Annotated in this window: 26 protein-coding genes; 17 read left to right on the plus strand and 9 right to left on the minus strand. The window is 73.6% G+C overall.

The features are described 5' to 3' along the window. The 4 genes from JWQ92_RS05190 to JWQ92_RS05205 all read left to right on the plus strand — a co-directional run. The coding region (locus tag JWQ92_RS05190) for a carbohydrate ABC transporter permease (RefSeq protein ID WP_297343401.1) at positions 1-958 on the plus strand (958 nt) is incomplete at its 5' end. 2 nt (positions 959-960) lie between these two features. Continuing rightward, positions 961-1,845, plus strand: a complete 885-nt coding sequence (locus JWQ92_RS05195) for a carbohydrate ABC transporter permease (protein WP_297343402.1) — start codon at positions 961-963, stop codon at positions 1,843-1,845. Positions 1,846-1,847: 2 nt separating this feature from the next. Next, positions 1,848-3,119, plus strand: coding sequence for a 6-phospho-beta-glucosidase (locus tag JWQ92_RS05200; protein WP_297343403.1), 1,272 nt, complete (start codon positions 1,848-1,850; stop codon positions 3,117-3,119). After that, positions 3,116-4,129, plus strand: a complete 1,014-nt coding sequence (locus tag JWQ92_RS05205; RefSeq protein WP_297343404.1) for an N-acetylglucosamine kinase — start codon at positions 3,116-3,118, stop codon at positions 4,127-4,129. The genes JWQ92_RS05200 and JWQ92_RS05205 overlap by 4 nt, the downstream gene beginning before the upstream one ends. Here JWQ92_RS05205 and JWQ92_RS05210 read toward each other — a convergent pair. The 3 genes from JWQ92_RS05210 to JWQ92_RS05220 form a co-directional block, all read right to left on the minus strand. Then, entirely contained in the window at positions 4,108-5,478 is a 1,371-nt protein-coding gene (locus JWQ92_RS05210; RefSeq protein ID WP_297343405.1) for an MFS transporter, read from the minus strand. The genes JWQ92_RS05205 and JWQ92_RS05210 overlap by 22 nt on opposite strands. Next, complete coding sequence (nagB, locus tag JWQ92_RS05215; protein ID WP_297343406.1) at positions 5,445-6,245, minus strand: glucosamine-6-phosphate deaminase; 801 nt, start codon at positions 6,243-6,245, stop codon at positions 5,445-5,447. The genes JWQ92_RS05210 and nagB overlap by 34 nt, the downstream gene beginning before the upstream one ends. Positions 6,246-6,309: 64 nt before the next feature. Further along, positions 6,310-7,566: an amino acid deaminase gene (locus JWQ92_RS05220; protein WP_297343407.1), complete on the minus strand. Its 1,257-nt coding sequence runs from the start codon at positions 7,564-7,566 to the stop codon at positions 6,310-6,312. 57 nt (positions 7,567-7,623) lie between these two features. Between JWQ92_RS05220 and JWQ92_RS05225 the strand changes: the two genes are divergently transcribed. The 7 genes from JWQ92_RS05225 (at position 7,624) to JWQ92_RS05255 (ending at position 16,007) form a co-directional block, all read left to right on the plus strand. After that, the gene (locus JWQ92_RS05225) at positions 7,624-8,031 is read left to right on the plus strand and encodes a RidA family protein (RefSeq protein WP_297343408.1); all 408 of its coding nucleotides are present in this window, start codon (positions 7,624-7,626) and stop codon (positions 8,029-8,031) included. A gap of 275 nt (positions 8,032-8,306) precedes the next feature. Further along, entirely contained in the window at positions 8,307-8,396 is a 90-nt protein-coding gene (locus tag JWQ92_RS05230; protein ID WP_297343409.1) for a potassium-transporting ATPase subunit F, read from the plus strand. Next, complete coding sequence (gene kdpA, locus JWQ92_RS05235; RefSeq protein WP_297343410.1) at positions 8,396-10,072, plus strand: potassium-transporting ATPase subunit KdpA; 1,677 nt, start codon at positions 8,396-8,398, stop codon at positions 10,070-10,072. The genes JWQ92_RS05230 and kdpA overlap by 1 nt, the downstream gene beginning before the upstream one ends. Beyond that, entirely contained in the window at positions 10,069-12,156 is a 2,088-nt protein-coding gene (gene kdpB / locus JWQ92_RS05240) for a potassium-transporting ATPase subunit KdpB (RefSeq protein ID WP_297343411.1), read from the plus strand. Before kdpA ends, kdpB begins: the two co-directional genes overlap by 4 nt. A gap of 23 nt (positions 12,157-12,179) precedes the next feature. Beyond that, positions 12,180-12,803: a potassium-transporting ATPase subunit KdpC gene (kdpC, locus tag JWQ92_RS05245; RefSeq protein ID WP_297343412.1), complete on the plus strand. Its 624-nt coding sequence runs from the start codon at positions 12,180-12,182 to the stop codon at positions 12,801-12,803. 22 nt (positions 12,804-12,825) lie between these two features. After that, positions 12,826-15,312: an ATP-binding protein gene (locus JWQ92_RS05250; protein ID WP_297343413.1), complete on the plus strand. Its 2,487-nt coding sequence runs from the start codon at positions 12,826-12,828 to the stop codon at positions 15,310-15,312. After that, positions 15,309-16,007 (plus strand): response regulator transcription factor, encoded by a 699-nt coding sequence (locus JWQ92_RS05255; RefSeq protein ID WP_297343414.1) that lies wholly within the window; start codon positions 15,309-15,311, stop codon positions 16,005-16,007. The genes JWQ92_RS05250 and JWQ92_RS05255 overlap by 4 nt, the downstream gene beginning before the upstream one ends. 48 nt (positions 16,008-16,055) lie before the next feature. On the opposite strand, the gene JWQ92_RS05260 is transcribed toward JWQ92_RS05255, so the two are convergent. Both JWQ92_RS05260 and JWQ92_RS05265 read right to left on the minus strand, forming a co-directional pair. After that, entirely contained in the window at positions 16,056-16,793 is a 738-nt protein-coding gene (locus JWQ92_RS05260) for an SDR family NAD(P)-dependent oxidoreductase (protein WP_297343415.1), read from the minus strand. 8 nt (positions 16,794-16,801) lie between these two features. Further along, positions 16,802-17,875, minus strand: coding sequence for an epoxide hydrolase family protein (locus JWQ92_RS05265; protein ID WP_297343416.1), 1,074 nt, complete (start codon positions 17,873-17,875; stop codon positions 16,802-16,804). A 241-nt stretch (positions 17,876-18,116) separates the two neighbouring features. Between JWQ92_RS05265 and JWQ92_RS05270 the strand changes: the two genes are divergently transcribed. Beyond that, the gene (locus JWQ92_RS05270) at positions 18,117-18,746 is read left to right on the plus strand and encodes an NAD(P)-binding domain-containing protein (RefSeq protein WP_297343417.1); all 630 of its coding nucleotides are present in this window, start codon (positions 18,117-18,119) and stop codon (positions 18,744-18,746) included. Positions 18,747-18,916: 170 nt separating this feature from the next. Here JWQ92_RS05270 and JWQ92_RS05275 read toward each other — a convergent pair whose 3' ends face one another. Together JWQ92_RS05275 and JWQ92_RS05280 are read right to left on the minus strand one after the other, a co-directional pair. Beyond that, positions 18,917-19,384: a hypothetical protein gene (locus tag JWQ92_RS05275; RefSeq protein WP_297343418.1), complete on the minus strand. Its 468-nt coding sequence runs from the start codon at positions 19,382-19,384 to the stop codon at positions 18,917-18,919. Positions 19,385-19,730: 346 nt separating this feature from the next. Then, the gene (locus JWQ92_RS05280) at positions 19,731-20,561 is read right to left on the minus strand and encodes an oxidoreductase (RefSeq protein ID WP_297343419.1); all 831 of its coding nucleotides are present in this window, start codon (positions 20,559-20,561) and stop codon (positions 19,731-19,733) included. Positions 20,562-20,699: 138 nt separating this feature from the next. On the opposite strand from JWQ92_RS05280, the gene JWQ92_RS05285 reads away from it, so the two are divergent. Together JWQ92_RS05285 and JWQ92_RS05290 are read left to right on the plus strand one after the other, a co-directional pair. Beyond that, positions 20,700-21,290, plus strand: coding sequence for a DUF1992 domain-containing protein (locus JWQ92_RS05285; protein WP_297343420.1), 591 nt, complete (start codon positions 20,700-20,702; stop codon positions 21,288-21,290). 43 nt (positions 21,291-21,333) lie between these two features. After that, positions 21,334-22,119: a TIGR02569 family protein gene (locus JWQ92_RS05290; protein ID WP_297343421.1), complete on the plus strand. Its 786-nt coding sequence runs from the start codon at positions 21,334-21,336 to the stop codon at positions 22,117-22,119. Between the two features lie 21 nt (positions 22,120-22,140). On the opposite strand, the gene JWQ92_RS05295 is transcribed toward JWQ92_RS05290, so the two are convergent. Continuing rightward, positions 22,141-22,629: a GIY-YIG nuclease family protein gene (locus tag JWQ92_RS05295; RefSeq protein ID WP_297343422.1), complete on the minus strand. Its 489-nt coding sequence runs from the start codon at positions 22,627-22,629 to the stop codon at positions 22,141-22,143. 209 nt (positions 22,630-22,838) lie between these two features. Here JWQ92_RS05295 and JWQ92_RS05300 point away from each other — a divergent pair, with 209 nt between their 5' ends. Genes JWQ92_RS05300 through JWQ92_RS05310 form a run of 3 tightly spaced genes read left to right on the plus strand, consistent with a single transcriptional unit; the run spans position 22,839 to position 25,445 of the window. Continuing rightward, entirely contained in the window at positions 22,839-23,609 is a 771-nt protein-coding gene (locus JWQ92_RS05300; protein WP_297343423.1) for an alpha/beta hydrolase, read from the plus strand. Beyond that, positions 23,606-25,024 (plus strand): MFS transporter, encoded by a 1,419-nt coding sequence (locus JWQ92_RS05305; RefSeq protein WP_297343424.1) that lies wholly within the window; start codon positions 23,606-23,608, stop codon positions 25,022-25,024. Before JWQ92_RS05300 ends, JWQ92_RS05305 begins: the two co-directional genes overlap by 4 nt. A 58-nt stretch (positions 25,025-25,082) precedes the next feature. Further along, a complete protein-coding gene (locus JWQ92_RS05310) occupies positions 25,083-25,445 on the plus strand; it encodes a GntR family transcriptional regulator (RefSeq protein ID WP_297343425.1) in 363 nt (120 codons plus the stop codon). Between the two features lie 21 nt (positions 25,446-25,466). On the opposite strand, the gene JWQ92_RS05315 is transcribed toward JWQ92_RS05310, so the two are convergent. Next, positions 25,467-25,937: a hypothetical protein gene (locus JWQ92_RS05315; RefSeq protein ID WP_297343426.1), complete on the minus strand. Its 471-nt coding sequence runs from the start codon at positions 25,935-25,937 to the stop codon at positions 25,467-25,469. Positions 25,938-26,222: the final 285 nt, after the last annotated feature.

Below are 26,222 nucleotides of genomic sequence, written 5' to 3' on the forward strand. Positions count from 1 at the left end.
CGCATCCGTCGCCCGGCCGCCGGCCCGGCGGCGGCGCGGCCGCGGGCGGCGGCTCACGATCCTCGCCTTCACGGCGCCGTGGTTGATCGGGCTGACCCTCTTCTTCGTCTACCCGGCCCTCGCCACGCTCGTCTACTCGTTCACGAACTTCGACCTGATCGACGACCCGACGTTCGCGGGGCTGAAGAACTACGTCTTCCTCTTCAGCTCGGATCCGCTGCTCTGGACCTCGATCGGCAACACGGTCTGGCTCACGGTCGCCCTCACGGTCGGCCGGGTCGCCTTCGGTCTGATCGCCGCCGTGATCCTCGTGCGGATCAAGCGGGGCGCCGGGATCTTCCGCACCCTCTTCTATCTGCCCGCGCTCGCCCCGCCCGTGGCCGCAGCCCTCGCGTTCGTGTTCCTGCTGAACCCGGCGACCGGGCCGGTGAACCAGTTCCTGCACCTGTTCGGCATCCAGGGTCCGCTCTGGTTCAACGATCCGGACTGGGCGAAGCCGTCGCTCGCGGTGCTCGGACTCTGGACCTCCGGCACGATCATCGTGATCTTCCTCGCGGCGCTCCTCGACGTGCCGGGCGAGCTCTACGAGGCGGCGTCGCTCGACGGCGCCAACGGCCGGCAGCAGTTCCGCAGCATCACGGTCCCCGCGATCTCGCCCGTCATCACGTTCGCCGTCGTCAACTCGATCATCACCGGGCTCCAGTACTTCACCGAGGCCGTCGTCGCCGGCGCCGTCGCCTCCGGGAGCAGCTACACCTCGGGATCGAGCAACAACCTCGGCTACCCGAGCAACTCCACGCTGACCTTCCCGATGTGGCTCTACGAGCAGGCGTTCCACCAGTTCCACATGGGCTACGCGTCGGCGATGGCGATCGTGCTGTTCATCGTCTCCGGGGTCTTCACTGTCGTGCTCGTGAACCGGATGCGCAGCGCCGGCATCGGCGAGGAGGAGGAGTAGCCGTGGCGATCACGTCCGCCCGCCCCGCCGTCCCGGTGCGCCGCCGCGCGCCGCGGAACGTCGCCTGGAGCCGTTTCCTGGCGTGGCTCGGCACGCACGCGATCGCGGTCGCGTTCTCGATCGCGTTCCTCGCCCCGATCGTGTTCATCCTGCTCACCGCCGTGATGACCGACCAGCAGGCCCTCACCCCCGACCTCTGGCCGCGGGTGTGGCGCTGGGACAACTACATCGCCGTGTTCAGGGCCGCGCCGCTGCTGACCTACTTCGGCAACTCGCTGCTCTACGCGGTGCTGTCGACCGTGCTGATGCTGCTCTCCAGCCTGCCCGTCGCCTACGCGCTCTCCCGGCTGCGGTGGCGGGGACGCGATCTGCTGTTCTACAGCGTCATCGTCGCGATGCTGCTGCCGCCGCAGGTCATCGCGATCCCGATCTACGTGCTGTGGGCGCACCTGCACCTCACCGGCACGCTGTGGCCGCTGATCCTGCCGAACCTCTTCGGCGACGCCTTCAGCATCTTCCTCATGCGGCAGTTCCTCATCACGATCCCGCAGTCGTACTCCGACTCCGCGCGGGTGGACGGCGCGTCCGAGCTGCAGATCCTGCTCCGCGTCATCCTGCCGATGGGCAAGCCCGGCGTCGCCGCCGCCGCGCTGTTCAGCTTCCTGAACGCCTGGAACGACTACTTCGGGCCGCTGCTCTACACCGGGGAGAACCAGTCGAACTGGACCCTGTCCGTGGCGCTCGCCTCGTTCCACAGCGTGCACCAGGTGCAGTGGAACCTCACGATGGCCGCGACCGTGCTCGTCATGCTCCCGGTCATCGTGCTGTTCTTCCTCGCGCAGAAGCAGTTCATCGAAGGCATCAAGTTCTCCGGAGTGAAGGGATAGGGATGAAGGTCACGGTCGTCGGAGGCGGGTCCACCTACACCCCGGAGCTCGTCGACGGGTTCTCCCGGCTGCGGGACGTGCTGCCCATCGACGAGCTGTGGCTCGTCGACCCGGACCCCGAGCGGCTGGCGCTCGTCGCCGGCGTCTCGCGACGCATGTTCGCCCGCGCCGGGCATCCGGGCGTCGTACACGACACCGCCGACGTCGTGGCGGGGGTGGCCGACGCCGACGTCGTGCTGCTGCAGCTGCGCGTCGGCGGTCAGGCCGCGCGCCACGGCGACGAGACCTTCCCGCACGAGGTCTGCTGCATCGGCCAGGAGACGACAGGGCCGGGCGGCTTCGCGAAGGCGCTGCGCACCGTGCCGGTCGTGCTCGAGATCGCCGACGCCGTGCGCCGGCACGCGAAGCCCGACGCGTGGATCATCGACTTCACGAACCCCGTCGGCATCGTCACCCGCGCCCTGCTCGAGGCCGGCCACCGCGCCGTCGGGCTCTGCAACGTGGCGATCGGCTTCCAGCGCCGGTTCGCGCGGATGCTCGACGTCGCCCCAGAGGCGGTCGCGCTCGGCCACGTCGGCCTCAACCACCTCACCTGGGAGCGGTCCGTCACCGTCAGCCGCGACGGCTCCGTGGAGGACGTGCTGCCGCGCCTGCTCGCCACCCGGCTCGACGAGCTCGCCGACGAGGTGCACCTGCCCGGCGCCCTGCTGACGCTGCAGGAAGCCGTGCCCTCCTACTACCTGCGTTACTTCTACGCGCACGACGAGGTGCTGGAGGAGCAGCTCGGCTCGCCCACCAGGGCCGAGGCGGTGCAGGACGTCGAGCGGCGCCTGCTCGCCCAGTACGCGGATCCGGCCGTCGACACGAAGCCGGCGGAGCTGTCGGAGCGCGGCGGCGCCTTCTACTCGGAGGCGGCCGTGGACCTCATGGCGTCGCTCACCGCCGACCGCGGGGACGTGCAGGTCGTGAACGTGCGGAACGCCGGCACCCTCGACTTCCTGCCGGACGACCACGTCATCGAGGTGCCCGCCGTCGTGAGGACCGCCGGACTCACGCCCGTGCCCGCGGCGCCGCTGGCGCCCGAGATGCGCGGACTCGTCGCGCACGTGGCCGAGTACGAGCGGCTGGCGCTCGAGGCGGCCGTCGAGGGCGGCCGCGACCGCGTGCTGCGGGCCATGCTCGCGCATCCGCTCGTCGGGCAGTGGGCCAAGGCCGAGCGCCTCACCGATCTGCTGCTCGCCGAGAACGCGCGGCACCTCGCGTGGGCGCGGTGACCGGCCTGCCCGAGGTCGCGATCGCCGTCGACGGCGGCGGATCGAAGACCGACGTGGTGGCGCTCGACGCGGCCGGCACGATCCTCGCCCACGCCCGCGGCACCGGCTCGAACCCGCAGGTGGCCGGCCTGCCCGCGGCCATGCGCGTGATCGGCGACGCGGTCGAGCGCGTGCGCGAGGAGGCGGGACCGCACCGGCTCGTCCGGTTCGGGCTCTACCTCGCCGGGCTCGACCTGCCGGCGGAGATCGCCGCGTTCCGGGGGGCCCTGGCCGAGGCGGCGTGGGCGGCGGGCGTGCCCGAGGACGCCGTGGTCACCGACTACGACCTCTCCGCACTGCTCGAAGCCGGCACCGACAGCCCCGACGCCGTCGCCGTCGTGTGCGGCACCGGGATCAACGCCGTCGGCAGGGCCGCGGACGGGCGCACGGCGCGATTCCCGGCCCTGGGGATGATCTCCGGCGACTGGGGTGGCGGCGGCCAGCTCGGCATGCAGGCCCTCTGGCACGCGGCGCGCGCGGAGGACGGCCGCGAGCCCGCCTCGGTGCTGACGCGGCTCGTGCCGGAGCTGTTCGGCCTGGCCACGGTGCCCGAGGTGACCGAGGCGCTGCACTTCGGCCGCATCCCGCAGCGCCGCATCGCCGAGCTCTCGCCCCTGCTCTTCAGCGCCGCGCGCGCCGGCGAACCGCTCGCGCTCGCGGACGTGGTGCACCAGGCCGACGAGATCGTGCTCATGGCGACCACGGCGCTGCGCCGGCTCGAGCTGCTGGACGCCGCGGTGCCGGTGGTGCTCGGCGGCGGCGTGCTCGCCGCCGCCGACCCGCTGCTGCTCGACCGCATCCGGGCAGGGCTCGCCGTGCAGGCGCCGCGCGCCCACGTCGAGCTCGTCACCGCACCGCCCATCGTGGGCGCGGTCGCGCTCGTGCTCCGTGCGCTCGGCGCCGCCCCGGCAGCCGTGGCGACGGCGCGGGAGGCCGTCGAGCTGGCGGTTCAGCCGGTCGCCGCCGGCTGAACCGGTGCCGACCGCACCACGACCAGCGATCCCACCGCCGCCACGACCGCCACGGCACCGAGGGCGATGCGCAGGCCGGACTCGGTGTAGTCGTCCGCGGCCCAGATCAGGGTCACGACCGCGGGACCGGCGGTGAACCCGACGTTCCGCAGGAAGCTGATCGCCGCGCCGGTCGAGCCCATCGACTCGGGCGTCGAGTAGCTGAGCCCGATCGCCGTCGCCGGGGTGTTCGCGAGCCCCTGGCCGAATCCGAGCACGACCGCGACGAGGCCGAGCAGCAGCGCCGCCGCACCGCGGCCGACGGTGAGCGAGGCGACCACGCCGCAGGCGAAGAGCAGGAACCCGGCTGCCGAGATGCGTGCCTGCCGCCAGCGCGCGGTGAGCCGCGCGGCGAGGAGGGAGCCCGCGACCGCGGCGACGGACACGAACAGCAGCGCACCGCCGGTCACGGTCGCGGACAGCCCGAGGGAGCGCTGCGCGAGGAACGCGAGCAGGTACTGCACCGACAGGGTGGATGCGGCGAGCAGCGCGAGCGCCGATGCCGCTCGCCGGAAGCCGGGAGCCCGGCCGAGGGTGAGCACGGGGGAGTCCGGGTGGGCGCGGCGCCACGTCGCCGCCAGCGGGATCGCCGCCACCGCGAGCAGCAGCCAGCGGACGTCGCGCGCAGCGAAGGTCAGGGCGAGGAGGACCGCGGCCGCGCCGCCGCCGAGCAGCAGCGACTCCGAGAGGAATCCGATGCCGGGAACGGTCAGCGGGGCGCCGGGCCGCAGCGCCAGCGCGAACACCACCATGGTGGCGCCGAGGATCGGCACGTTCACGAGGAACACCCACGGCCATCCGGCCAGCTCGGTCACGAGGGCGCCGATCGGCGGACCGGCGATGCCGCCCGCCGCGCCGAACGTCGAGACGATCGCGACGGTGCGCACGCGGCGCTCGGGTGGGACGGATTCGTACGCGAGCGCCGGGCAGATCGCGAACAGGCCGGCACCGAACGCGCCCTGCGCGACCCGTGCCGCGATCAGCGCGCCGAACATCGGGGCGAGGGCGGCCACGACGCTGCAGACGGTGAAGCCGGCGACGAGCAGCAGCATCGCGGGCCGACGCCCGATCGTGTCGAGCCAGCGGCCGGTCGGCAGGGCGAGCGCCGCGATCGGCAGCAGGTAGGCGATCGACACCCACTGCACCGCGGCGGGGGTCACCTGGAACGTGGCGGCGAGGTGCGGGAGCACCACGTTGACCGCGCCGAGGTCGAAGCCGCCGACGCCGACGCAGACCGCGGCCGCGGCGACCACGGCCGTGCCCGCGCGTGCGGCGTTCAGGACGCCGGCGGCACGGCGATCCGCTGCCACTCCGGCTTGTTCTCGAACACGTGCCGGTAGTAGTCGGCGAGCCGCAGCTTCGATGCGGCGGCCTCGTCGACGACCACCGTGACCGCGGGGTGGTGCTGCAGGATCGAGCCCGGTGCCATCGCGGTGACGGGGCCCTCCACCGTCGCGGCGATCGCCTCGGCCTTCCCCCCGCCTTGGGCGACGAGCAGCAGCCGGCGGGCGTCCATGATCGTGCCGAGCCCCTGCGTGAGGCAGTGCGTCGGCACGTCCTCGGGGTCGTCGAAGAAGCGGGCGTTGTCGGCCCGTGTGCGCGGCGCGAGGGTCTTGATCCGGGTGCGGGACGCGAACGAGGACGTGGGCTCGTTGAAGCCGATGTGCCCGTTCGCGCCGATCCCGAGGATCTGCACGGCGACCCCGCCCGCGTTCCGGATCGCGGCCTCGTACGCGGCGCAGGCGGCGGGGATGTCGGCCGCGCGACCGTCCGGCACGTGGACCCGCGCGGGATCCATGCGCAGCGGCTCGACGACCTCGGCGCGGATCACCGACGCGTAGCTCTGCGGATGGTCCTCGGGGATGCCCACGTACTCGTCGAGCGCGAACCCGGTCGCCCGGGTGCAGTCGAGCTCCCCGGCCGAGACGAGTCCGGCGAGCTCCGCGTAGATGCCCAGCGGGGAGGAGCCGGTCGCGAGGCCGAGGACCGCGCCGGGTTCCCTCCGCACGAGGTCGGCGAGGACAGCGGCACCGAACCGGGCGACTGCGCCGGGATCCGGGAGGATCACGATCTCCATGGGCTCCGCATGCTATCGAGCCCGCCTGATGCGGCCCCGACCCCGCGGACTCCTGGTGCGCGGCTCAGAACACCGTCTCGACGAGGCCGACGACCCGCGGCTCGGCCGCATCCGCCGAGTCGATCACGGGCAGGAGCCGCCATTTGTCGAGCGCGGTGCAGGGATGCGAGATGCCGAGCCGCACGACGTCGCCGACGGCGAGGTCGGCCGATCGCGCCGGGTCGAGCCGGAGGAAGGCGTGCTGGTCGTTGAGCTTCTCGACGCGGGCGCCGGCGAGCGCACCGGCGGCGTCGGGGCGGTCCCGCACGAGCTCGGGCACCGGCAGTCCCTCGTCGAACGACGCGTCCCTGCGGCCCGCGTCGAGGATCGCGAGATCCGGCTCCGGCCGGGACAGCACCCGGCTCCACAGGGAGAGCGCCGGGCGGAGCCGGAGGTTCCCGCCGGCACGGCCGAAGGGGGAGATCGACGCGTAGAAGCCGCTGTCGTGGAGCTGGTAGGCACCCGAGCGCAGGATCACCCGGAACGTTCCGGTCTCGGGGCCGAGCACCTCGGCGACGAGATCGAAGTAGGCGCTGCCGCCTGCGCTGATCACGGGGCGCTCGATGCGCGGGGCGAGCTCGTGCGCGAGGTCGCGCATCCGCTCGAGGTGATCGCGCACCGCGGCGAGGCCCTCGGGGGAGCGGTCGTGGGCGAGCGCGCCCTCGTACCCGCCGACACCCGCGAGTCGGAGCACGCCGCTGCTCTCGATCGCCGCCGCGACCTCGAGGGCGACCTCGTGGGACCGGGTGCCCGCCCGCCCACCCGCACCACCGAGCTCGACGAGCACGTCCACCGGTCGCCGCGCCCCCGCCGCCCGGACCGCGGCCGCCAGCGCGCGGACGCCGTCGACGCCGTCCGCCCAGCAGAGGAACTCGAAGCGGGGATCGGCGTCCAGCTCGCCGCAGAGCCAGCGGATGCCGACCGGGTCGACGAGCTCGTTCGCGAGCAGGATGCGGGACACGCCCGCCGCGCGGCCGACCTGCACCTGCCACGGCGTCGCCAGCGTGAGGCCCCACGCGCCCGCGTCGAGCAGCCGCTGCCACAGCGCCGGCGCCATGCTCGTCTTGCCGTGCGGGGCGAGCAGCAGCCCGCGCTCGGCAGCCCAATCCGCCATCACCATGGTGTTCGCGGCCACCGCCCCGTCGTCGATCGCGAGCACCGGGGTGGCGAGGTCCGCGAGCCGCCGATCGCCGGCGAGGTACGCCTCCCGGCTCCGGCCCCATGCCGACGGCGGCATGGACTTGTGCTCGGGACCGAGGATCAGGGGCGCGAACAGCGGCATCCGACGATTCCATCGCATCCCGGCCTCGATAGCCTGGCGAGACCGAAGGAGGTGCCGATGGAGGCGAAGCGAGCGGTGCTCACGACGAACGCTCCCGCGCCGGCGCACGCGTTCAGCCAGGGTGTGCGGAAGGGGCCGCTGCTGCAGGTGTCGGGGCAGGGTCCGGTCGATCCGGCGACCGGTGAGTACCGGCACCCGCGCGACGTGCGCTCACAGACGCGGCTCGTGCTCGAGAACGTGACCGCGGTGCTCGAGGCTGGGGGCGCCTCCTTCGACGACCTCGTCATGCTGCGGGTGTACCTCACGGACCGGGCCTTCTTCGCCGAGATGAACGAGGTCTACACCGCGTTCGCGCTCGAGCACTCGCCGAGCGGCGTGCTGCCGGCCCGAACGACGGTGTTCACGGGCCTGCCGGATCCCGCGATGCTGGTCGAGATCGACGGCTTGGCGGTCGTCGCGGGCTGACCCGCCGCCATACGGGCGGTTCCTGCGCTTCCGCCCGGGCCGGCCCCGAGCGCCTCGGGCGTTCGGGATGCGTGAGGACGCGCCGCGCGGGCGTTCGGATTCCGTGAGGAGCCGGTCGGCGGATCCGGATCGGCGCTGCACTGCTGGAGGCCCCCACCGCGAGACGCGCGGCAGGCAGGCCCGAAGGAGGCCGGCGTGCTGGACGTGCTCTGCGTCACGGGGGTGCTCGCCCTCGGTGCGATCGTCGCCCTGATCGGTCGGGCGGTGGAGCGGCTGTGATCGTCTTCGACGTCGCCGCGGTGCTGCTCGCGGTCGCCGCGATCGTCTACCTGGTCGTGGCGCTCGTGCGCCCGGAGCGCTTCTGATGGCGGCCTGGCTCCTCGTCGCCGAGGTGGCGACGCTGCTGGTGCTGCTCGGCGTCTGCTACCGACCGCTCGGCGATCACATGGCCCGCACCTTCACCTCGGACCGCGACCTCGCGGTCGAGCGATTCGTCTACCGTTTCCTCGGCGTGGATCCGCGCGCCGAGCAGAGCTGGCGGAACTACCTCCGCTCGGTGCTCGTCTTCTCCGTCGTCGGCGTGCTGCTGCTCTACGTCCTGCAGCGCACGCAGGCGCTGCTGCCCTACTCGCTCGGCCTGCCGCCCGTGCCGGCGGGGCTCTCGTTCAACACGGCGATCTCGTTCGTGACGAACACGGACTGGCAGTCGTACTCGCCCGAGACGACGATGGGCTACACGGTGCAGCTCGCCGCCCTCGCCGTGCAGAACTTCGCCTCCGCCGCCGTCGGGCTCGCCGTCGCGGTCGCCCTCGTGCGGGGTCTCGCCGCGCGCCGCGCATCCACGATCGGCAACTTCTGGGTCGACCTCGTGCGCGGCGTGCTCCGGATCCTGCTGCCGCTCTCGGTCGTCGCGGCGGTCGTTCTGCTCGCCGGCGGGGTGATCCAGAACTTCTCGGGTTTCCAGACGGTGCACACGCTGACCGGCGGCACGGCCGTGATCCCGGGCGGCCCCGTCGCCTCGCAGGAGGCGATCAAGGAGCTCGGGACGAACGGCGGCGGGTTCTTCAACGCCAACTCCGCGCATCCGTTCGAGAACCCGAGCGGATGGACGAATCTGTTCGAGGTCTTCCTGCTCCTGCTCATCCCGTTCAGCCTGCCGCGCACCTTCGGCACGATGGTCGGCGACCGGCGCCAGGGCGCCGCGGTGCTCGCGGCGATGGCGACCCTCTACCTCGCATCGCTCACCGCGATGGCGCTGCTCGAGACGGCGGGCGGCGGCGCGGCCACGCAGGCGGCCGGCGCGGCGACGGAGGGCAAGGAGACCCGCTTCGGCGTGCTGTCGAGCGTGCTCTTCGCCACCTCGACGACGCTCACGTCGACGGGGGCGGTCGACGCCTCGCACGACAGCCTCACGCCGCTCGGCGGCTTCGTGGCGCTCGTGAACATGATGCTCGGCGAGCTCGCCCCCGGCGGCGTCGGCTCCGGTCTGTACGGGCTGCTCGTGATCGCGGTCATCGCCGTGTTCCTCGCCGGCCTGATGATCGGCCGCACGCCGAGCTATCTCGGCAAGCAGGTCGGCGGCCGCGAGATCAAGCTCGCGAGCCTCTACATCCTCACGACGCCGGTGCTCGTGCTCACCGGGCTCGGCCTCTCCTTCGGGATCGCCGCCCTCACACGGTCGCTCACCGGCACCTCGATCCTCAACCCGGGGCAGCACGGCTTCTCCGAGGTGCTGTACGCCTTCGTCTCGGCGGGGAACAACAACGGATCCGCGTTCGGCGGGCTCACCGCGAACACCCCGTGGCTGAACGCGTCGCTCGGCGCCGTCATGTTCCTCGGCCGCTTCGTGCCGATCGTCTTCGTGCTCGCCCTCGCCGGGGGGTTCGCGGCCCAGGCGCCCCGGCCGGCCACGGAGGGCACGCTGCCCACCCATACGCCCCTGTTCGTCGTCGTCGTCGTCGGGGCCGTGGTGCTCGTCTCGGCCCTCACCTACTTCCCCGTCCTCGCTCTCGGTCCGCTCGCGGAAGGACTGCACGCATGACCACCACCCCGACGCTCGAGCGAGCGGCAGGCGGCGCCTTCACCGGCGGCCAGCTGCTCCGCGGCCTGCCGGACGCGTTCCGGAAGCTCGATCCGCGCTCCTTGCGGCACAACCCCGTCATGTTCCTCGTCGAGGTCGGGGCGGCGTTCACGACCGTGCTCGCCGTCTTCCTGCCGGTCGTCGGCGGATCCGGCGCGCTGTTCACCTGGTCGATCGCCGTCTGGCTGTGGCTCACGACCCTGTTCGCCACGCTCGCCGAGTCCGTCGCCGAGGGTCGCGGCAAGGCGCAGGCCGCATCCCTCCGCCGCACGCGGACCACGACGATCGCCCACCGGGTCGACGCCTACGACGCCAGCAGCGACCCGGCTGCGCTCCGCGCCCCGACGTCCGACATCCCGTCGGCCGACCTCGCCCTGGGCGACCTGGTCGTCGTCGGGGCCGGCGAGCTCGTGCCCGGCGACGGCGACATCGTGGCGGGCATCGCCTCGGTGGACGAGTCCGCCATCACGGGCGAGTCCGCGCCGGTCGTCCGCGAATCGGGCGGCGACCGCAGCGCCGTCACGGGTGGCACGCGAGTGCTCTCCGACCGGATCGTGGTCGCCGTCACGAGCCGCCCGGGTGAGACCTTCGTCGACCGGATGATCGCGCTCGTCGAGGGGGCCGTGCGGCAGAAGACGCCGAACGAGATCGCCCTCGACGTGCTGCTCGCGAGCCTCACCATCGTCTTCGTCGTGGTGGTGCTCGTCCTCGGCCCCGTCGCGGGGTTCGCGAACGCGACCCCGTCGATCGCGGTGCTGATCGCGCTGCTCGTCTGCCTCATCCCCACGACGATCGGCGCGCTGCTGTCCGCGATCGGGATCGCTGGGATGGACCGGCTCGTGCAGCGCAACGTGCTCGCGATGTCCGGCCGCGCGGTCGAGGCCGCCGGCGACGTCAGCACCCTGCTGCTCGACAAGACCGGCACGATCACCTACGGCAACCGCCGGGCCGTCGAGTTCGTGCCGCTGCCCGGCGTGATGGAGACCGAGCTGGTGGCGGCCGCGGCCGTGGCGTCGCTCGCCGACTCCACGCCGGAGGGCCGCTCGGTCGTCGATCTCGCCCGCGCGCTGCAGTGGAGCGGCGACGAGCCCGAGGGCGAGATCGTGCCGTTCACCGCGCAGACCCGGATGAGCGGCATCGACCTGCCGGACGGCTCCCGCATCCGCAAGGGCGCCGCGAGCGCCGTCGTCGCGTGGGTCGGCGACGTCCCCGAGGCCGCGAGGACCGCGCTCGCGACCGAGGTCGAGCTGATCTCCGCCACGGGCGGCACGCCGCTCGCGGTCGCCGTGGAGACCGACGGCGCGTTCCGCCTGCTCGGCACCGTCCACCTGAAGGACGTGGTGAAGACCGGCCTGAAGGAGCGGTTCGCCGCGCTGCGCGCGATGGGCATCCGCACGGTGATGGTGACCGGCGACAACGCCACCACGGCCCGGGTCATCGCGGCGGAGGCCGGCGTCGACGACGTGCTCGCTGAGGCGACGCCCGAGGACAAGCTCGCGCTCATCCGACGCGAGCAGGAGGGCGGCCGCCTCGTCGCGATGACCGGGGACGGCACGAACGACGCGCCCGCCCTCGCCCAGGCCGACGTCGGCGTGGCGATGAACACCGGCACCTCCGCGGCGAAGGAGGCGGGGAACATGGTCGACCTCGACTCCGACCCCACGAAGCTCATCGACGTGGTCACGATCGGGAAGCAGCTGCTCATCACCCGCGGCGCGCTCACCACGTTCTCCATCGCGAACGACGTCGCGAAGTACTTCGCGATCATCCCGGCGATGTTCGTCGGCGTCTTCCCCGGCCTCGAGGCCCTGAACGTGATGCGGCTGCACTCGCCGGACTCGGCGATCCTCTCCGCGGTGATCTTCAACGCCCTCGTCATCGTGGCTCTGATCCCGCTCGCGTTGCGCGGCGTGCGCTTCCGGGCGACCGGAGCCGCACGTCTGCTGCGCACCAACCTGCTCGTCTACGGCCTCGGCGGCGTGATCGCGCCGTTCGTCGGGATCAAGCTCATCGACCTCGTCGTCGGCCTGATCCCCGGCCTCTGACCACCGAACCCGGAAGGCTCCTCATGACCGCCGTCCTCACCCGCGGCACCGGCCGCCAGGCGTGGGTCGCGATCCGCGCGCTGGCCGCGCTGACCGTCGCCACCGTCCTCTACACCCTGCTCGTCACGGCCGTCGGGCAGCTCGTTCTGCCCGCTCAGGCGAACGGCTCCCTCGTCCGCGCGGACGGCCGGGTGATCGGCTCCGCGCTGATCGGGCAGTCCTTCACCACGCCGAAGGGCGCGGTGCTGCCGCAGTGGTTCCAGTCCCGGCCGTCCGCAGCGGGCGCCGGGTACGACGCGGCCGCGTCGAGCCCCAGCAACCTCGGACCGGACGATCCGGCGCTCGGAAAGGCGATCCGGGACCGCCGGTCGGCACTCGCCGCCGCCTTCGCCGTTCCCGCGGCCGCCATCCCGCCCGATGCGCTCACGGCGTCGGGGTCGGGTCTCGACCCGGCCGTCTCGCCCGCCTACGCGCGGCTGCAGGTCGCGTCCGTCGCCCGGGCCCGGCATCTGCCCCAGGCCGAGGTGGCGCGTCTCGTCGAGGGCTTCGTGCAGGGTCCCGACCTCGGGTACCTCGGTGCGCCGACGGTCGATGTGCTCGCGCTGAACGCCGCGCTGGCCAAAATGGACCCCGCGGGCAACGGATGACGCCGGCCGTGGAGAGGTGCTGATGGGACGCGGACGGCTGCGAGTGTTCCTCGGCGCCGCCCCGGGCGTCGGCAAGACCTACGCCATGCTCGAGGAGGGGCACCGGCTCGCGGAGCTCGGCCGCGACGTCGTGGTCGCGGTCGTCGCGACACACGACCGGGCCGGAACCGCCGCGCTGCTCGCGGGCCTCGAGCGCATCCCCGAGAAGGCGGTCGACCACCGGGGTGTGAGGCTCGACGAGATGGACCTCGCCGCGGTGCTCGCCCGGCATCCCGACGTCGCCCTCGTCGACGAGCTCGCCCACACGAACGCGCCGGGCGGCGCGCACGCGAAGCGGTGGCAGGACGTGCAGACCCTGCTCGACGCCGGCATCTCGGTGCTCTCCACCGTCAACATCCAGCACATCGAGTCGCTGAACGACGTCGTCGAGCAGATCACCGGGGTCGCGCAGCGCGAGACGATCCCCGACGCGGTCCTGCGGGGTGCGGACCGGATCGAGCTCGTCGACCTCACGCCGGGGGCGCTGCGCGACCGGCTCGCCGACGGCCTCGTCTACCCGGCCGCGCGCATCGACGCTGCCCTGTCCAACTACTTCCGCCTCGGCAACCTCACCGCGCTGCGCGAGCTCGCGCTGCTGTGGCTCGCCGGGGAGGTCGACAGCGCCCTGAACCAGTACCGGGCCGACCACGGCATCGAGGCGCGCTGGGAGGCGCGCGAACGGGTCGTCGTCGCTCTGACGGGCGGGCCGGAGGGGGAGACCCTCCTGCGCCGAGGCGCCCGCATCGCGTCGAGGTCCGCGGGCGGTGAGCTGCTCGCCGTGCATGTGGCGAGCGAGGACGGGCTGCGCGAGGCGGATCCGCAGGCCCTCGTCACGCAGCGGGCGTTGGTGGAGCAGTTCGGCGGCAGCTACCACCAGATCGTCGGGCCCGACATCCCGGAGGCCCTCGTCGCGTTCGCGCGGGGCGTGAACGCGACCCAGCTCGTGATCGGCGTCTCCCGGCGCAGCCGACTGCTCGCGCTGCTCACCGGCCCGGGCATCGGGTCGACGATCATCCGAGCCTCGGGCGACATCGACGTGCACATCGTCACCCACGACGCCGCCGGTCGGGAACGGCTGGCGCTGCCCGCGGGTCGCGGGGCCCTCACGCGGCGACGGCGGCTGAGCGGCTTCGCCCTCGCCGTCGTGGGCGGCCCGCTGCTCAGCCTGCTGCTCGTCGCGCTGCGGTCCGCCGACTCGCTCACCGCGGACGTGCTCGCCTACCAGCTGCTCGTCGTCGTGGTCGCCCTGGTCGGCGGCGCCTTGCCTGCGCTGTTCGCGGCGGTGCTGTCCGGCCTGACGCTCGACTTCCTGTTCGTCAGCCCGATCTACCAGGTGTCGATCGCGCGGCCGGTGCACCTCGTCGCGCTCGTGCTCTATGTGGTGAACGCGCTGCTGGTCAGCCTCGTGGTCGACCAGGCGGCGCGGCGGACACGGGCCGCGCGGCGATCCGCCACGGAGTCGGAGGTGCTCGCGAGCGTCGCCGGCGGCGTCATCCGCGGCCAGGACGCGCTCCACGCCCTCGTCGCGCGGACCCGGGAGGCGTTCCGCCTGCGGGGCGCGCGACTCAGTGCCGGCGGCCGCACGCTGGCCGAGGACGGCGAGACCGACGGCGACGCCGCGCGTGTTCCGGTGGGCGACGGGGCCGAGCTCGAGCTGTTCGGACCGGAGCTCCCGGCAGCGGACCGGCGGATCCTCGAGGTCGTCGTCAGCCAGATCGACGTCGCGCTCGAGCAGGCGGCGCTCGCCAGCCGCGCGAGCGAGCTGCAGCCCCTCGAGGAGACCGACCGGGTGCGCAGCGCGCTGCTCGCCGCAGTCGGCCACGACCTGCGCCGCCCGCTCGCCGTCGCGACCGCCGCGGTGACGGGTCTCCGTTCGCCGGTGACCCGGCTGAGTGACGACGACCGGGCCGCGCTGCTGGCGAGCGCGGAGCGCGCCCTCGGCGACCTCGACGAGCTGATCACGAACCTGCTCGACGTGAGCCGGCTCCAGGCCGGGGCGCTCGCGGTCTCGCTCGCGGCCGTCGACGTCGAGGACCTGCTGCCGCCCGTGCTCGAGGAGCTGCGCTGCCCGCCCGGCGCCGTCGACCTCGGGATCCCGCCCGACCTGCCTGCGGTGCGCGCCGATGCCGTCCTGCTCCAGCGGGCGATCGTGAACGTCGTGGCGAACGCCCTCCGCTTCTCGCCCGTCGGCGCTCCGCCCCGGATCAGCGCATCCGCGTTCGCCGACCGCGTCGAGATCCGCATCGCCGACCGCGGGCCGGGCGTTCCGGCCGACCGCAGGACGAGCCTCTTCCAGGCCTTCCAGCGGCAGGGTGACACGGACAACACGACCGGCGTCGGCCTCGGCCTCGCGCTCTCGCAGGGGTTCGTGCAGGGGATGGGCGGATCGCTCGAGGCCGAGGACACCCCTGGCGGCGGGCTCACGATGGTGATCACGTTGGCGACCGAGCCCCGGGCGGTCGCCGCGTGAAGATCCTCGTCGCGGACGACGACCCGCAGATCGTCGCGGCCCTGCGCATCCTCCTCCGGGCGCAGGGCTACGAGGTGGTCGTCGCACGCGACGGCCGCACGGCCCTCGACGCCGCGGCCCACGAGCATCCCGACCTCGTGCTGCTCGACCTCGGCATGCCCGGGCTGAACGGTGTGCAGGTGATCCGCGCGATCCGCGGCTGGAGTGCGGTGCCGATCCTCGTCGTCTCCGGGCGCACCGACTCGTACGACAAGGTCGCCGCGCTCGACACCGGCGCCGACGACTACGTCACGAAGCCGTTCCTGGCGGACGAGCTGACCGCTCGGATCCGAGCCCTGACCAGGCGGAACGTGCCCGGCACCGAGGAGCCGGTGGTGCGATTCGGCGGGGTCGAGGTCGACCTGGCACGACATCGCGTGACGCGGCTGGTCGAGGGCGCCGAGACCACGGTGCGGCTCACGCCGACGGAGTGGGCGTTCCTCGAGGTGCTCGTGCGGAACCCGGATCGGCTCGTGACGCGCCAGTACCTGCTCGACCACGTGTGGGGTCCTGGCCACGCGAACGACAGCGGCTACCTGCGGCTCTACATGGCCCAGCTGCGCAAGAAGCTCGAGCTGACGCCGGGCGACCCCCGGCACCTGCTCACGGATCCGGGCCTCGGCTACCGGTTCGTGCCGGGAGAGGCGCGGGCCTAGGAGTCGACGAGCGGTTCCGGCTCGGCTCTTCGTGACGGGATGCGTCCCTCAGATCCGCAGCGACGACATGCCGCCGTCGACGGGCAGCACGACGCCCGTCGTCGAGCCCGAGGTCGGGGAGGCGAGGTAGGCGATCGCGGTGGCGACCTCGTCCGCGGTGACGAGCCGGCCGATCGGCTGGCGCGCCCGCAGCGCGGCCCCGGCGGCCTCGCGGTCCTCGGCGGCGTCGAGCAGGCGGCCCACCCATGGCGTGTCCGCGGTCCCCGGAGCGACGGCGTTGACACGGATGCCCTCGCGCACGTGGTCCGCCGCCATCGCCACCGTGAGCGCCGCGACCGCGCCCTTGGTCGCACTGTAGAGGGCACGGTTCGGCAGGCCGATCAGGGCCGCGCCCGAGCAGGTGTTGACGACCGCGGCGTGCTCCGATCGTCGCAGGTGGGGCAGCGCGGCTCGGGTGACGCGGGCGATCGCGACGACGTTCACGTCGAGCACGTGGTGCCATTCGGCGTCGTCGTTCGCCGCCACGGATCCGGCGGCTCCGATGCCCGCGTTGTTCACGAGCACATCGAGGCCGCCGAGCCGCTCGACGGCCTCCGCGACGGCCGCGGTGACCTGCGCCGCGTCGGTCACGTCGCAGGTCACCGCGATCGCGCCCTCCGGCGTGCCGTCGGTCCTGCGGTCGAGCACCGCGACGTGGGCGCCCCGCTCGAGCAGCGTCCGCGCCGTCGCCTGCCCGATGCCGCTCGCTCCGCCGGTGACGATCGCGGTGATGCCGTCGAACTCCATGTCATGGATCATCCCAGGCCGCCGATGCGGAGCGCGTCGCGGACGCCGGCGACGAACCGCTCCGGCTGCTCCCACGCGCCGAAGTGGCCGCCCGCTGTCTCCTCGCGCCAGGCACGCACGTCGAAGGTCCGCTCGGCGAGGGACCTGGGCGCCGGCAGCAGGTCCTTCGGGAACACGGAGACGGCGGTCGGGACGGCGACGCGGCCGGCTTCCGGCGGCTCGCGCAGGGCGTACGGCGCGAACGAGGTGCCGATCGTGCCGGTCACCCAGTAGAGCGTGATCCAGGTCAGCAGATCGTCCAGCGGGAAGACGGCGAGGACGTCGCCGTCGCAGTCGCTCCAGCTCTGCAGCTTCTCCACGAGCCACGCGGCGAGCCCGGCGGGGGAGTCGCCGAGCGCGGCGGCGAGCGTGTTCGGCTTCGTCCCCTGCTCCGCCATGTAGGCACCCTCGGCGGTGCGCCACCGCTGCACCCTGTCGGCGTACGCGCGCTCCTCCTCGCCGAGATCGGCCGGGTCCACGGTGGCGAGCAGCGCGAGCGGCGTGTCGGTGAGGTGGAGCGCCGCGACGTGCTCCGGTGCCGATCGGGCGAGTGCCTCGGCGACGCCCGTCCCGATGTCGCCCCCCGACACGACGTAGCGGTCGGCGCCGAGTCCGGCCAGGGCTGTGGCGATCGGGCGGGCCATCCCGGCGCGCGACGTCCCGGCGGAGTCGCTGTACGGGTAGCCGGGTAGGCACGGCACCACCACGGTCACGTCGGTGAGCAGCGGCAGGACCTTCGCGAACCGGAGGAACGAGTCCGGCCAGCCGTGCAGCAGCACGACGACCGGCGCACCGGCAGGGCCCTCCTGCACGATCATCCGGAGACCGTCGGCGCTCCGCCGCCACGGCAGGGCCAGCATGCGGGTCTCGGCGGCGCGCCAGTCGTAGTCGTGCAGCCAGGAGTCGACCAGCCCCGTCAGGAACGCGGAGCCGACCCCGCGCTCGGGGCCGCCGTCGACTCCCGGAACCGCACGGAACCGACGCTGCCGCTCCCGCAGGTCGTGGAGCACGGCGTCGGGGACCGGGGCCGGGGCATCCGTCACGGATCGATCCTCCGGCAGCTCTTGCCGAATCGCTACCGATTCGTGACCGAACCACCGGTTCGGATGCAGGGAGGGGTGCGAGAGTGCTGATCTCCTGGTCATGCCCGAATTCGGCAGGGAGGTGGGACCGGATGACGAACCCGACGACGGGACCGCATCTGCGTCCCGGTGCCTGGGCATCGATGGCCGTCGTCGCCGGCCTGCTGGTGGCGGTCGTGACGGCCGTCCTGACGATCGGGCCGTGACCGACGGACGGCTGACCGTCGCGGTGCTCGGCGCCGGCGTCGTCGGCCGCACCCTGGCCCGCGGCTGGGCGCGAGCGGGCCATGCCGTGCTCCTCGGGACCCGTGATCCGGACTCCGGCCGCATCCGTGCCGTCCTCGACGAGCTGGGCGGCGGCGTCGTGGCCGCGGCGCATGAGAACGCCGCCCGCCGCGCGGACGTCGTGGTCATCACCGTGCCGGGCGACCAGGTCCCCGACCTGCTGGCCGGGCTCGGCGACGCGCTCGTGGACCGTCCCGTGATCGACGCCTCGAACCGCATGGGGGCTTCCGAGCCCAGCGCCGTGGGCGCGATCCGCGCCGCCGGAGCGACGCCCTACCGGGCCTACAACAGTGTCGGCGTCGAGCAGATGGCGGAGCCCGCGTTCGGCGGCGTGCCGAGCGACCTGCTCTACGCCGGCCCGTCCTCGTTCAGCGCGGTGGTCGAGGGACTCATCCGCGACACCGGCTTCCGGCCCGTGCACGCCGGCGACGACGACGGCGCCTACGCGGCCGTCGACGCGCTCGGCCGGGTGTGGATCCAGCTCGTCTTCCGCGCCGGGTACGGCCGGCGGCTCGGGTTCCGGATCCTGACCGCCGAGGACGACTGACCGCCACCCGGTCTCCACCCCCGGGTGGTGGTTCCCGCCGCCGCGGCGCCCGAGGCTGCTGCGATGACCCTCTCCGCTGTCGCGTACCTGGTCCTCGCGCTCGCAATCGGCGCCCTCATGGGGCGGATCACCGTGTTCCCCATCGGCCGGTCGCGGTCCGACCGCTCCGCTCAGAAGCCGCCCTGCGCGCCGAACGCGTTGCCGCTCGCGCCGAGCGAGCCGGTCGGCCGCTCGTAGGGCAGGGCCTGCTCGGCGTCGATCGCGCCGTTGGTCTGGTCGAAGGTGTGGCCGAGCTGCAGCGGGATCCAGACCCGCGGTCGCCGGCGCCGGCTGAGCAGGCGCACCGGCGCGAGCAGCGACATCCCCGTCTCGATCGCCGTGCGACGCCACTCGAGGTCGCGACGCATGCCGAGCACCGTGCGGAGCACGAGCGCGCCGCCGGCTCGCGGGCCGGACCAGCCGTAGTGGTCCTTCGCCATCGCGCATTCCCAGAGCTCGAACTCCACCTCGGCCCGGCGGTGCTCGGCGAGGCGCGGGTCGAGCCGCCGTGTGTACAGCCGTACCCACGACGTCACGATGCGCACCCCGGCCTCGTGGATGTGCGACGACCGCGGGTGCGGGAGAGGCTCCTGCGCCATGTGCGGACGGTACGCCTGTCGGCGTCGTTCGTAAACGGGGAGATCTGGGTGCTCGCTGGGAGTCGCGGGCCCCCTCCGTGCCGGTGGGGGCGGTGCTGCCGTGGCGACCCCTCGCGGGGGTATGGAATGGACCCCATGCGGATGCTGCACCGGGTCGGCCGGGGACGATGATCGGCGGCACGCCGTGGCTGATCGTGCAGGTGCTGATCCTGCTCGGAGCGCTGGTGGTGACGGTGCTCGCCCTCGTCCGGGCGTTCCGCCGGCGCTGACGGGCGCGCTCGCCTACCCGGACGCGTTCCGGGCGCTCGACGGCGCCGGCCACCGCAGGGCCGGATCGATCAGGGCCTCACGCGTCGAAGTCGGTGGAGCGGCTGAGCCGCTCCCACTCGTCGACCTCGGTGCGGAGCGCGTCGAGCGCCGCCCGGAACCCGTCGGAGGCGTCGTTGCCGAGCAGGAGCATGTACGGCGGATGCTCGGACTCGACCGCGCTGAGCAGGGCCTCGGCGGCCTTGGCGGGGTCGCCCGGCTGGGTGCCGTGCACGGTGTCGTGCTCCTTGCGGCGCCTGCCCGCGGTGTCGGCGTAGTCGGGGATCGGCGACGCCGCCTGCATCAGCGAGCGCCCGGCGAAGTCGGTGCGGAACCCCCCGGGCTCCACCGCCATCGCGGTGATGCCGAGCGGGGCGACCTCCTTCCGAAGGGACAGCGTCAGCGCCTCGATCGCCGCCTTCACTGCGGCGTAGTAGCCGGAGCCCTCCGGGCAGATCCGGGCGCCGATGGAGGAGAGGTTGACGATCGTGCCCGACCGGCGCGCGCGCATGGCCGGCAGGACCGCCTTGATCGTGCGGACGGTGCCGAACACATGCGTCTCGAACAGCTGCCGCACGTCCGCGTCGTCGCCCTCCTCGAGCGCGGCGCGATAGCCGTACCCGGCGTTGTTCACGAGCACGTCGATCCGCCCGAAGCGCTCCTCCGCGGCCCGGACCGCTTCGGCGACCTGGGCGTCGTCGGTGACGTCGAGGGACAGGGCGAGGGCGGCGGCCGGGTGCGCGTCCGCGAGGTCCTGCACCCTCGCGACGTCGCGGGCGGTCACGACGACGGTGTGGCCGTGCGCGAGCGCCGCCTCGGCGAAGGCGCGGCCGAGTCCGGTCGAGCAGCCGGTGATGAACCAGGTGGCCATGGGAGTCCTGCTTTCGTCGTGCGGATGGATCGGTCCTGTCGCCACGCTAGGACCGTCCGCCTGCGGGAATCGGGGGACGCCCGAGATCGCCTCCTCAGCCTGCGCGGGTTACCGTGGAGCAGGAACCGGAACCTCCCCATGACGACGAATCGACCCTCGGACGCCCGCCTGGCCGCCGCACGCTACGAGGTCGAGCGCGTCGCGCCCCCGGATCCGAAGGCCGACGACGAGGCGAACGCCGGGCAGCCGACGATGGACCAGCGGGCCCGGATCGTCGAGATCGCCATCCAGCAGGCGCAGCGGCGCGGGGACTTCGACGGGCTCCCGGGGGCGGGCAAGCCGCTCACGGGACTCGACGGGGTCCGGGACCCGGACTGGTGGATCCGCCGCAAGATCGAGCGGGAGAACCTCACCGGGATCGGTCCGCCTGCGCTCACCCTGCGCGCCGAGGATCGGGGCCTCGACGAGCGGCTCGACGGCGTCGCGAGCGAGACCGCCGTGCGCGAGCTGCTCGAGGACTTCAACCGCCGCGTGCGGGAGGCGCGACGGCAGCTGCAGGGCGGGCCGCCGGTCGTCACACCCACCCGCGACGTCGACGCGGAGGTGTGCGCGTGGCGGGAGCGCCGCGTCGAGCGGTGGCGGGTCGTGGACGAGCAGCGGCGTCGCGAGGCTGAGGAGCTGGCGTCGATGTCCTGGCGGCAGCGGCGCCGGGCCCGGCGCCGGGTCTGATCCCGCGCCGTCGCCGCATCGGGGACCCGCTGCGGATGGTTCGATGCCTGCTGTGACCGACACGCCGCCGGAGCCGGTGCTCCTCGCCTTCGGGGCTGCGGCGCCGCCGGTGCGGCTGCCCGGTGGGCGGGGCACGTCCTGGCGTGCGGGCGAGCTCGTGCTGAAGCCGGCGCCGAGCGGGGCGCTGCCCACGATCGAGTGGCTCGACCGGGTCGCTCCGTCGGTCTCGGCGAGGGCGCGGCTCCGCCTCGCGGTGCCGGTCCGGGCCGCCGACGGCGCCCTGGTCGTGGACGGGTGGTCCGCGACGCGATGGCTGCCGGGTGCTGCGCCCGTCGGCGCATGGCTCGACCGGGCCGCGGTCGCCCGGGAGCTCGCTGGCGCGTTCGCATCCGTCGACCCGCTCGAGCTGCCGCGACGCGACGATGCATGGGCGACGGCCGACCGCATCGCATGGGACGAGGAGGACGGCCCGCTCGGCGACCACCCGCTGGCCCGGGTGCGCACACCGCTGGCGGCGGCGGAGGAGACCGTGGTGCACGGCGATCTCGCCGGCAACACCCTCCTCCATCCGGAGCTGCCTCCCGCGGTGATCGACCTCTCCCTGTACGCCCGGCCCGTCGAGTGGTCGGTCGCGGTCCTCGCCGTGGACGTGGTCGCCTTCGACGGGGCGCCGATCGAGCTGCTGCGCACGATCAGTCCCGATCCCTCCTTCCCGCAGCACCTGGTGCGGGCGCTGCTGTTCCGGATGATCACGGACGAGCTGCTCGGCGACGCGCCCCGACCGGCCTACCTGCCCGTCGTCGAGCAGGTCCTCGCACTCGCCCGCTGAGTCTCGACCGCACGCCCGGTCTCACCGCGTCGCGATCGCCTCGGCCACCCAGCGGCGCCAGCGGTCCCACGGATCGGTGCCGCCGGCCAGCACGTCGATGTGGGCGCGGAGCCGGTCGCTCAGCTCGAACCATTCGCTCGATCCCGCCCGCTCGACCGCGAACTCGCCGTGCCTGCGCTGCTCGAGCCGACGGTCGCCGCGCTCAAAGGCGAGGACCGTCTCGTGGCGGATCGCGGCGAAGCGCTGCCGGGGATTGGCGGTCGTGCCGATCTTCACCCGGTCGCCGAAGCCCAGGTAGTAGACGATGTCGACCCGGGGCGGCGGCAGCTCCCCGTCGGGGTGCTCGCCGTGCGGCCAGTCGCACACGGCGCAGATCCAGCCCGACGGGAGCCGAAGGCCGACCCGTGAGCCGCAGAGGCGGCACGGCGACGGCAGCAGGTCCGCGACGCCGAAGGCGGATCCGTGCAGCTCGGCGGCGACGGCGAGGTGCGTGCCGCAGAGCGGGAGCACCTCCGGACGCTCCGCGACGTCGACGCAGCCCGGGATCGCGCACGGCACGGGGGCCGGTGCGCCGGACGGCGGGGCTGGCGGAGCGATGGGTCATGGTAGGGACGCTCCACCGACAGCGGGTCCCGGCCGGGCGCCCGAATTGTCCTCACCCCGGCTCGGCGCTCGTCGTCCCAGTGTGGCCGCGTCACGGCCGACGTGAGGAGCCCCGCATGACCGACTTCGTGTCCTCGACGGACGGCACCGCGATCGCCTACGACTCCGTCGGCCAGGGGCCGACGCTGGTGCTCGTCGGCGGCGCCTTCAGCACCCGGCAGTCCATGCGGCCGCTCGCGGACCTGCTCGCGCCCCGCTTCGAGGTCGTCGTGTACGACCGCCGGGGCCGTGGCGACAGCGGTCCGACGGCCTGGGTGTCCGCGGAGCAGCAGGTCGACGATCTGCTGGCGATCGCCGCGGTGACGGGGAGGGCGATGGTGTTCGGGCACTCGAGCGGCGGGGTGCTCGCACTGCTCGCCGCGTCCGAGTCGCCCGCGATCACGCGCGTCGCCGCCTACGAGCCGCCCCTGCTCACGGACGGCGGCGCGGACCCGACGGCGACGCCCTTCGCGGCCGAGCTCCGTGCGCTGCTCGAGGCCGGCCGGAACGAGGACGCGACCGTGGCCTGGTTCACCCGCACATCCGGCGGTCACTTCGACGAGCGGATGCGGTCGCTGCCGTGGTGGCCGTCCCTGGTCGCAGTCGCGCACACCCTGCCTGACGAGCGCGCGCTGATCGGTGACGGCCACGTGCCGGACCGGTTCGGTGCGATCGCCGTCCCGACGCTGCTGCTGCACGGCGGCCTGAGCCCCGAGTGGGCGGCGGCCTCGTCCGCGGCGGTGGCTGCGAGGATCCGCGGCGCCCGCGTCGCGTCGGTGCCGAACGAGGACCACATCGTGCGCTTCGAGGCGCTCGTGCCGGTGCTCGAGCCGTTCCTCCGACCGTGACCGAGAAGACGGCGGTCGCTCTCCCCGCCGACCCCGGCACGGCGCGACGCCGCGGCCTCCTCCTCACGCTCTGCGGGGCCTTCTTCCTCGACGTGCTCGGCTCGACGAGCGTGTTCGCGGCGTCACCGGTCCTCGGCGGTGCCATGCACCTCGATGCGACGGCCCTGCAGTGGCTCTTCACCGCCGCCACCCTGCCCGGGGGAGCGGTGCTGCTCATCGGCGGCAACCTCGCCGACCGGTACGGCGGACGGCGGATGTTCCTGCTGGGCCTCGCCGCCTTCACGGTCGCGTCCCTCGGCTGCGCCGTCACCGACGTCTACGCGGTCCTCCTGGTGTGCCGCGTGCTGCAGGGCGTCGCCGCCGGGCTGTTCGTGCCCGCCTCCCTCGCCGTGCTGCTGGCGACGTTCACCGCCGGCGCCGAGCGGACGAGGGCGCTCGCGATCTGGTCGACCGTGAGCGGCGTGGGCGCCACGGCGGGGCTGCTGCTCGGCGGCCTGCTCACGGGAGCCATCGGGTGGCGATGGGTCTTCCTCGTCAACGTGCCCGGCGGCCTGCTGCTCGGCGCGGCCGCCCTGCTTCTGCTGCCGCGGCTGCCGGGCCGCGCCCGCGAACGCCTCGACCTCGCGGGCCTCGGAACGTTCACCATCGGTGCCGCCGCCGTGATCTTCGGGCTGACCGACGTCCCGGAGCACGGTCTGACGCCGATCTCGGTCATCGCGACCCTCGGCGGAGCCGCTGCGCTCGTCGTCTTCGTGGTCGTCGAACGGTCGGCCGCGGTTCCCGCCCTGCCGCTGCGGCTGCTGCGGCTGCCTCGCGTCGCCGGCGGACTCGCGGCGCTCGTCGCCGCCGGCCTGACGGTCGACGGGCTGCTCTTCGCACTCACCCTGTTCACGCAGCGGCAGCTCGGCTGGAACGCCCTGGGCTTCGCCGCAGCCGCCGCCGTGATGACGGTCACCTCGATCGGGTCCTCCTGGGTGGCCGGCCGTCTCGTCCCACGCCTCGGCGCACCGGCACTCGCGGCGATCGGCCTGCTCGTCCTCGGCGCGGCGGGGGTCTGCTTCGCGGGCATGGCGCTCGGCGCGGTGCTGCTGCTCGTCCCCGGCCTGGTCCTGTTCGGCGTCGGCATGGGCCCCGCCTACGTCGGCGGGTCGAACGCCTCCCTCCTCGACGTGCCGTCCGAGGACGCCGGCGCGGCGGGCGCCCTGCAGAACATCGCCTTCACCGCCGGCTCGGTCGCCGGTGTCGCGCTCTACGCCACCGTGACGTCCGCGGCGGCCGCGCTCGCCGGATCCACGACCTACCTCCCGGCGTTCGCGATCGGCGCGCTGCTGATGCTGGTCGTCGCGGGCGTGCTCGCGCTCGCAGCGAGGGAAGGATCGACGGATGAGGCGGCGTCGGTGGCGTCGGTCGCCTGACCGGCCCGGGCATACTGCTGTCCCAGCGCAGCGGGCGCGGGACCGGGCAGGAGGACGGATGGTCGTGGTCGATGCGCGGTCGGCCGTGCCGCCGTACGAGCAGGTGCGTGCGCAGCTCGCGGCGCAGATCCGCGACGGCGAGCTGCGTGTCGGGGACCGGCTGCCGACCGTTCGGGGTCTCGCCGAGGAGCTCGGCATCGCGGCCAACACCGTCGCCCGGGCCTACCGGGAGCTCGAGCAGGAGCGCCTCGTCGAGACGCGGGGACGTAACGGCACGACCGTCGCCTGGTCGCAGGACGACGCGGAGCGCGAGCTGCAGCAGGCGGCCGCGCAGTACGCGGGTCGTGCGCGGGCGCTGGGCGTGGAGCCTGCGACGGCCGCTCGCGTCGTGGGCCGCGCCCTCGGACTCCGCGCCCGCTGAGGGGTGGTCGGCCTCTCGCCGTCAGGCGATCGCCCGCTGAACCAGGTCCGTGATCCGTGCCTCGACGGCATCGTTCCAGTGCAGGAGGGCGAACTCGGACGGCCACATGTCGCCGTCGTCGAGCCGCGCCTTGTCGCTGAAGCCGAGCGTCGAGTACCGCATCCGGAACTTGCCTCCCGGCTTGAACCAGCAGATGACCTTGCCGTCCTTCGCGTAGGCGGGCATGCCGTAGTAGGTCTGTGCCGTCAGGTCAGCCGCCATCGCGGACATCAGGGCGTGGAAGCGCTCGGCCAGGCCGCGGTCGGGCTCGTCCATCGCCGCGATCTTGGCGAGCAGGTCCGCCTCCCCGTCGACCTTGTCGGCCTTGGAGCCGCGACGCTTCGCGGCCTTCAGCTCGGCGGCGCGGTCCTGCATGGCCGCGCGCTCCTCGGCCGTGAAGCCGGCGCTGGATCCGGCGGAGTCGATCTCGTTCGTGGTCTGGGTGGTGGTCATAGCAGTGACGGTAGGCCGGACCGGCGCCGGCGGCTTCTCCGATCCTGCTCATCTCCTGCCGCCCGGATGGCTGTTCCGAGACCCGACGGCCCGGCCGTAGGCCGATGTCCCGGGCGTAGGCATCTGCGGGGCGTGCCGGCCTACGCCCGGGACGGACCCCTCCACGCGGCACAGCGGTCAGGTCTCGCGGGGCGGACGCGGACCCACTGGCGCCGCGTCCGGCATGCATGTCCTCACCGGGTGGCAGCGTTCGTCGTAGGAATGAACGGCCGCCCGAACGGGGCG

The sequence above is a fragment of the Amnibacterium sp. genome, assembly GCF_025463795.1.
Lineage (GTDB): Bacteria > Actinomycetota > Actinomycetes > Actinomycetales > Microbacteriaceae > Amnibacterium.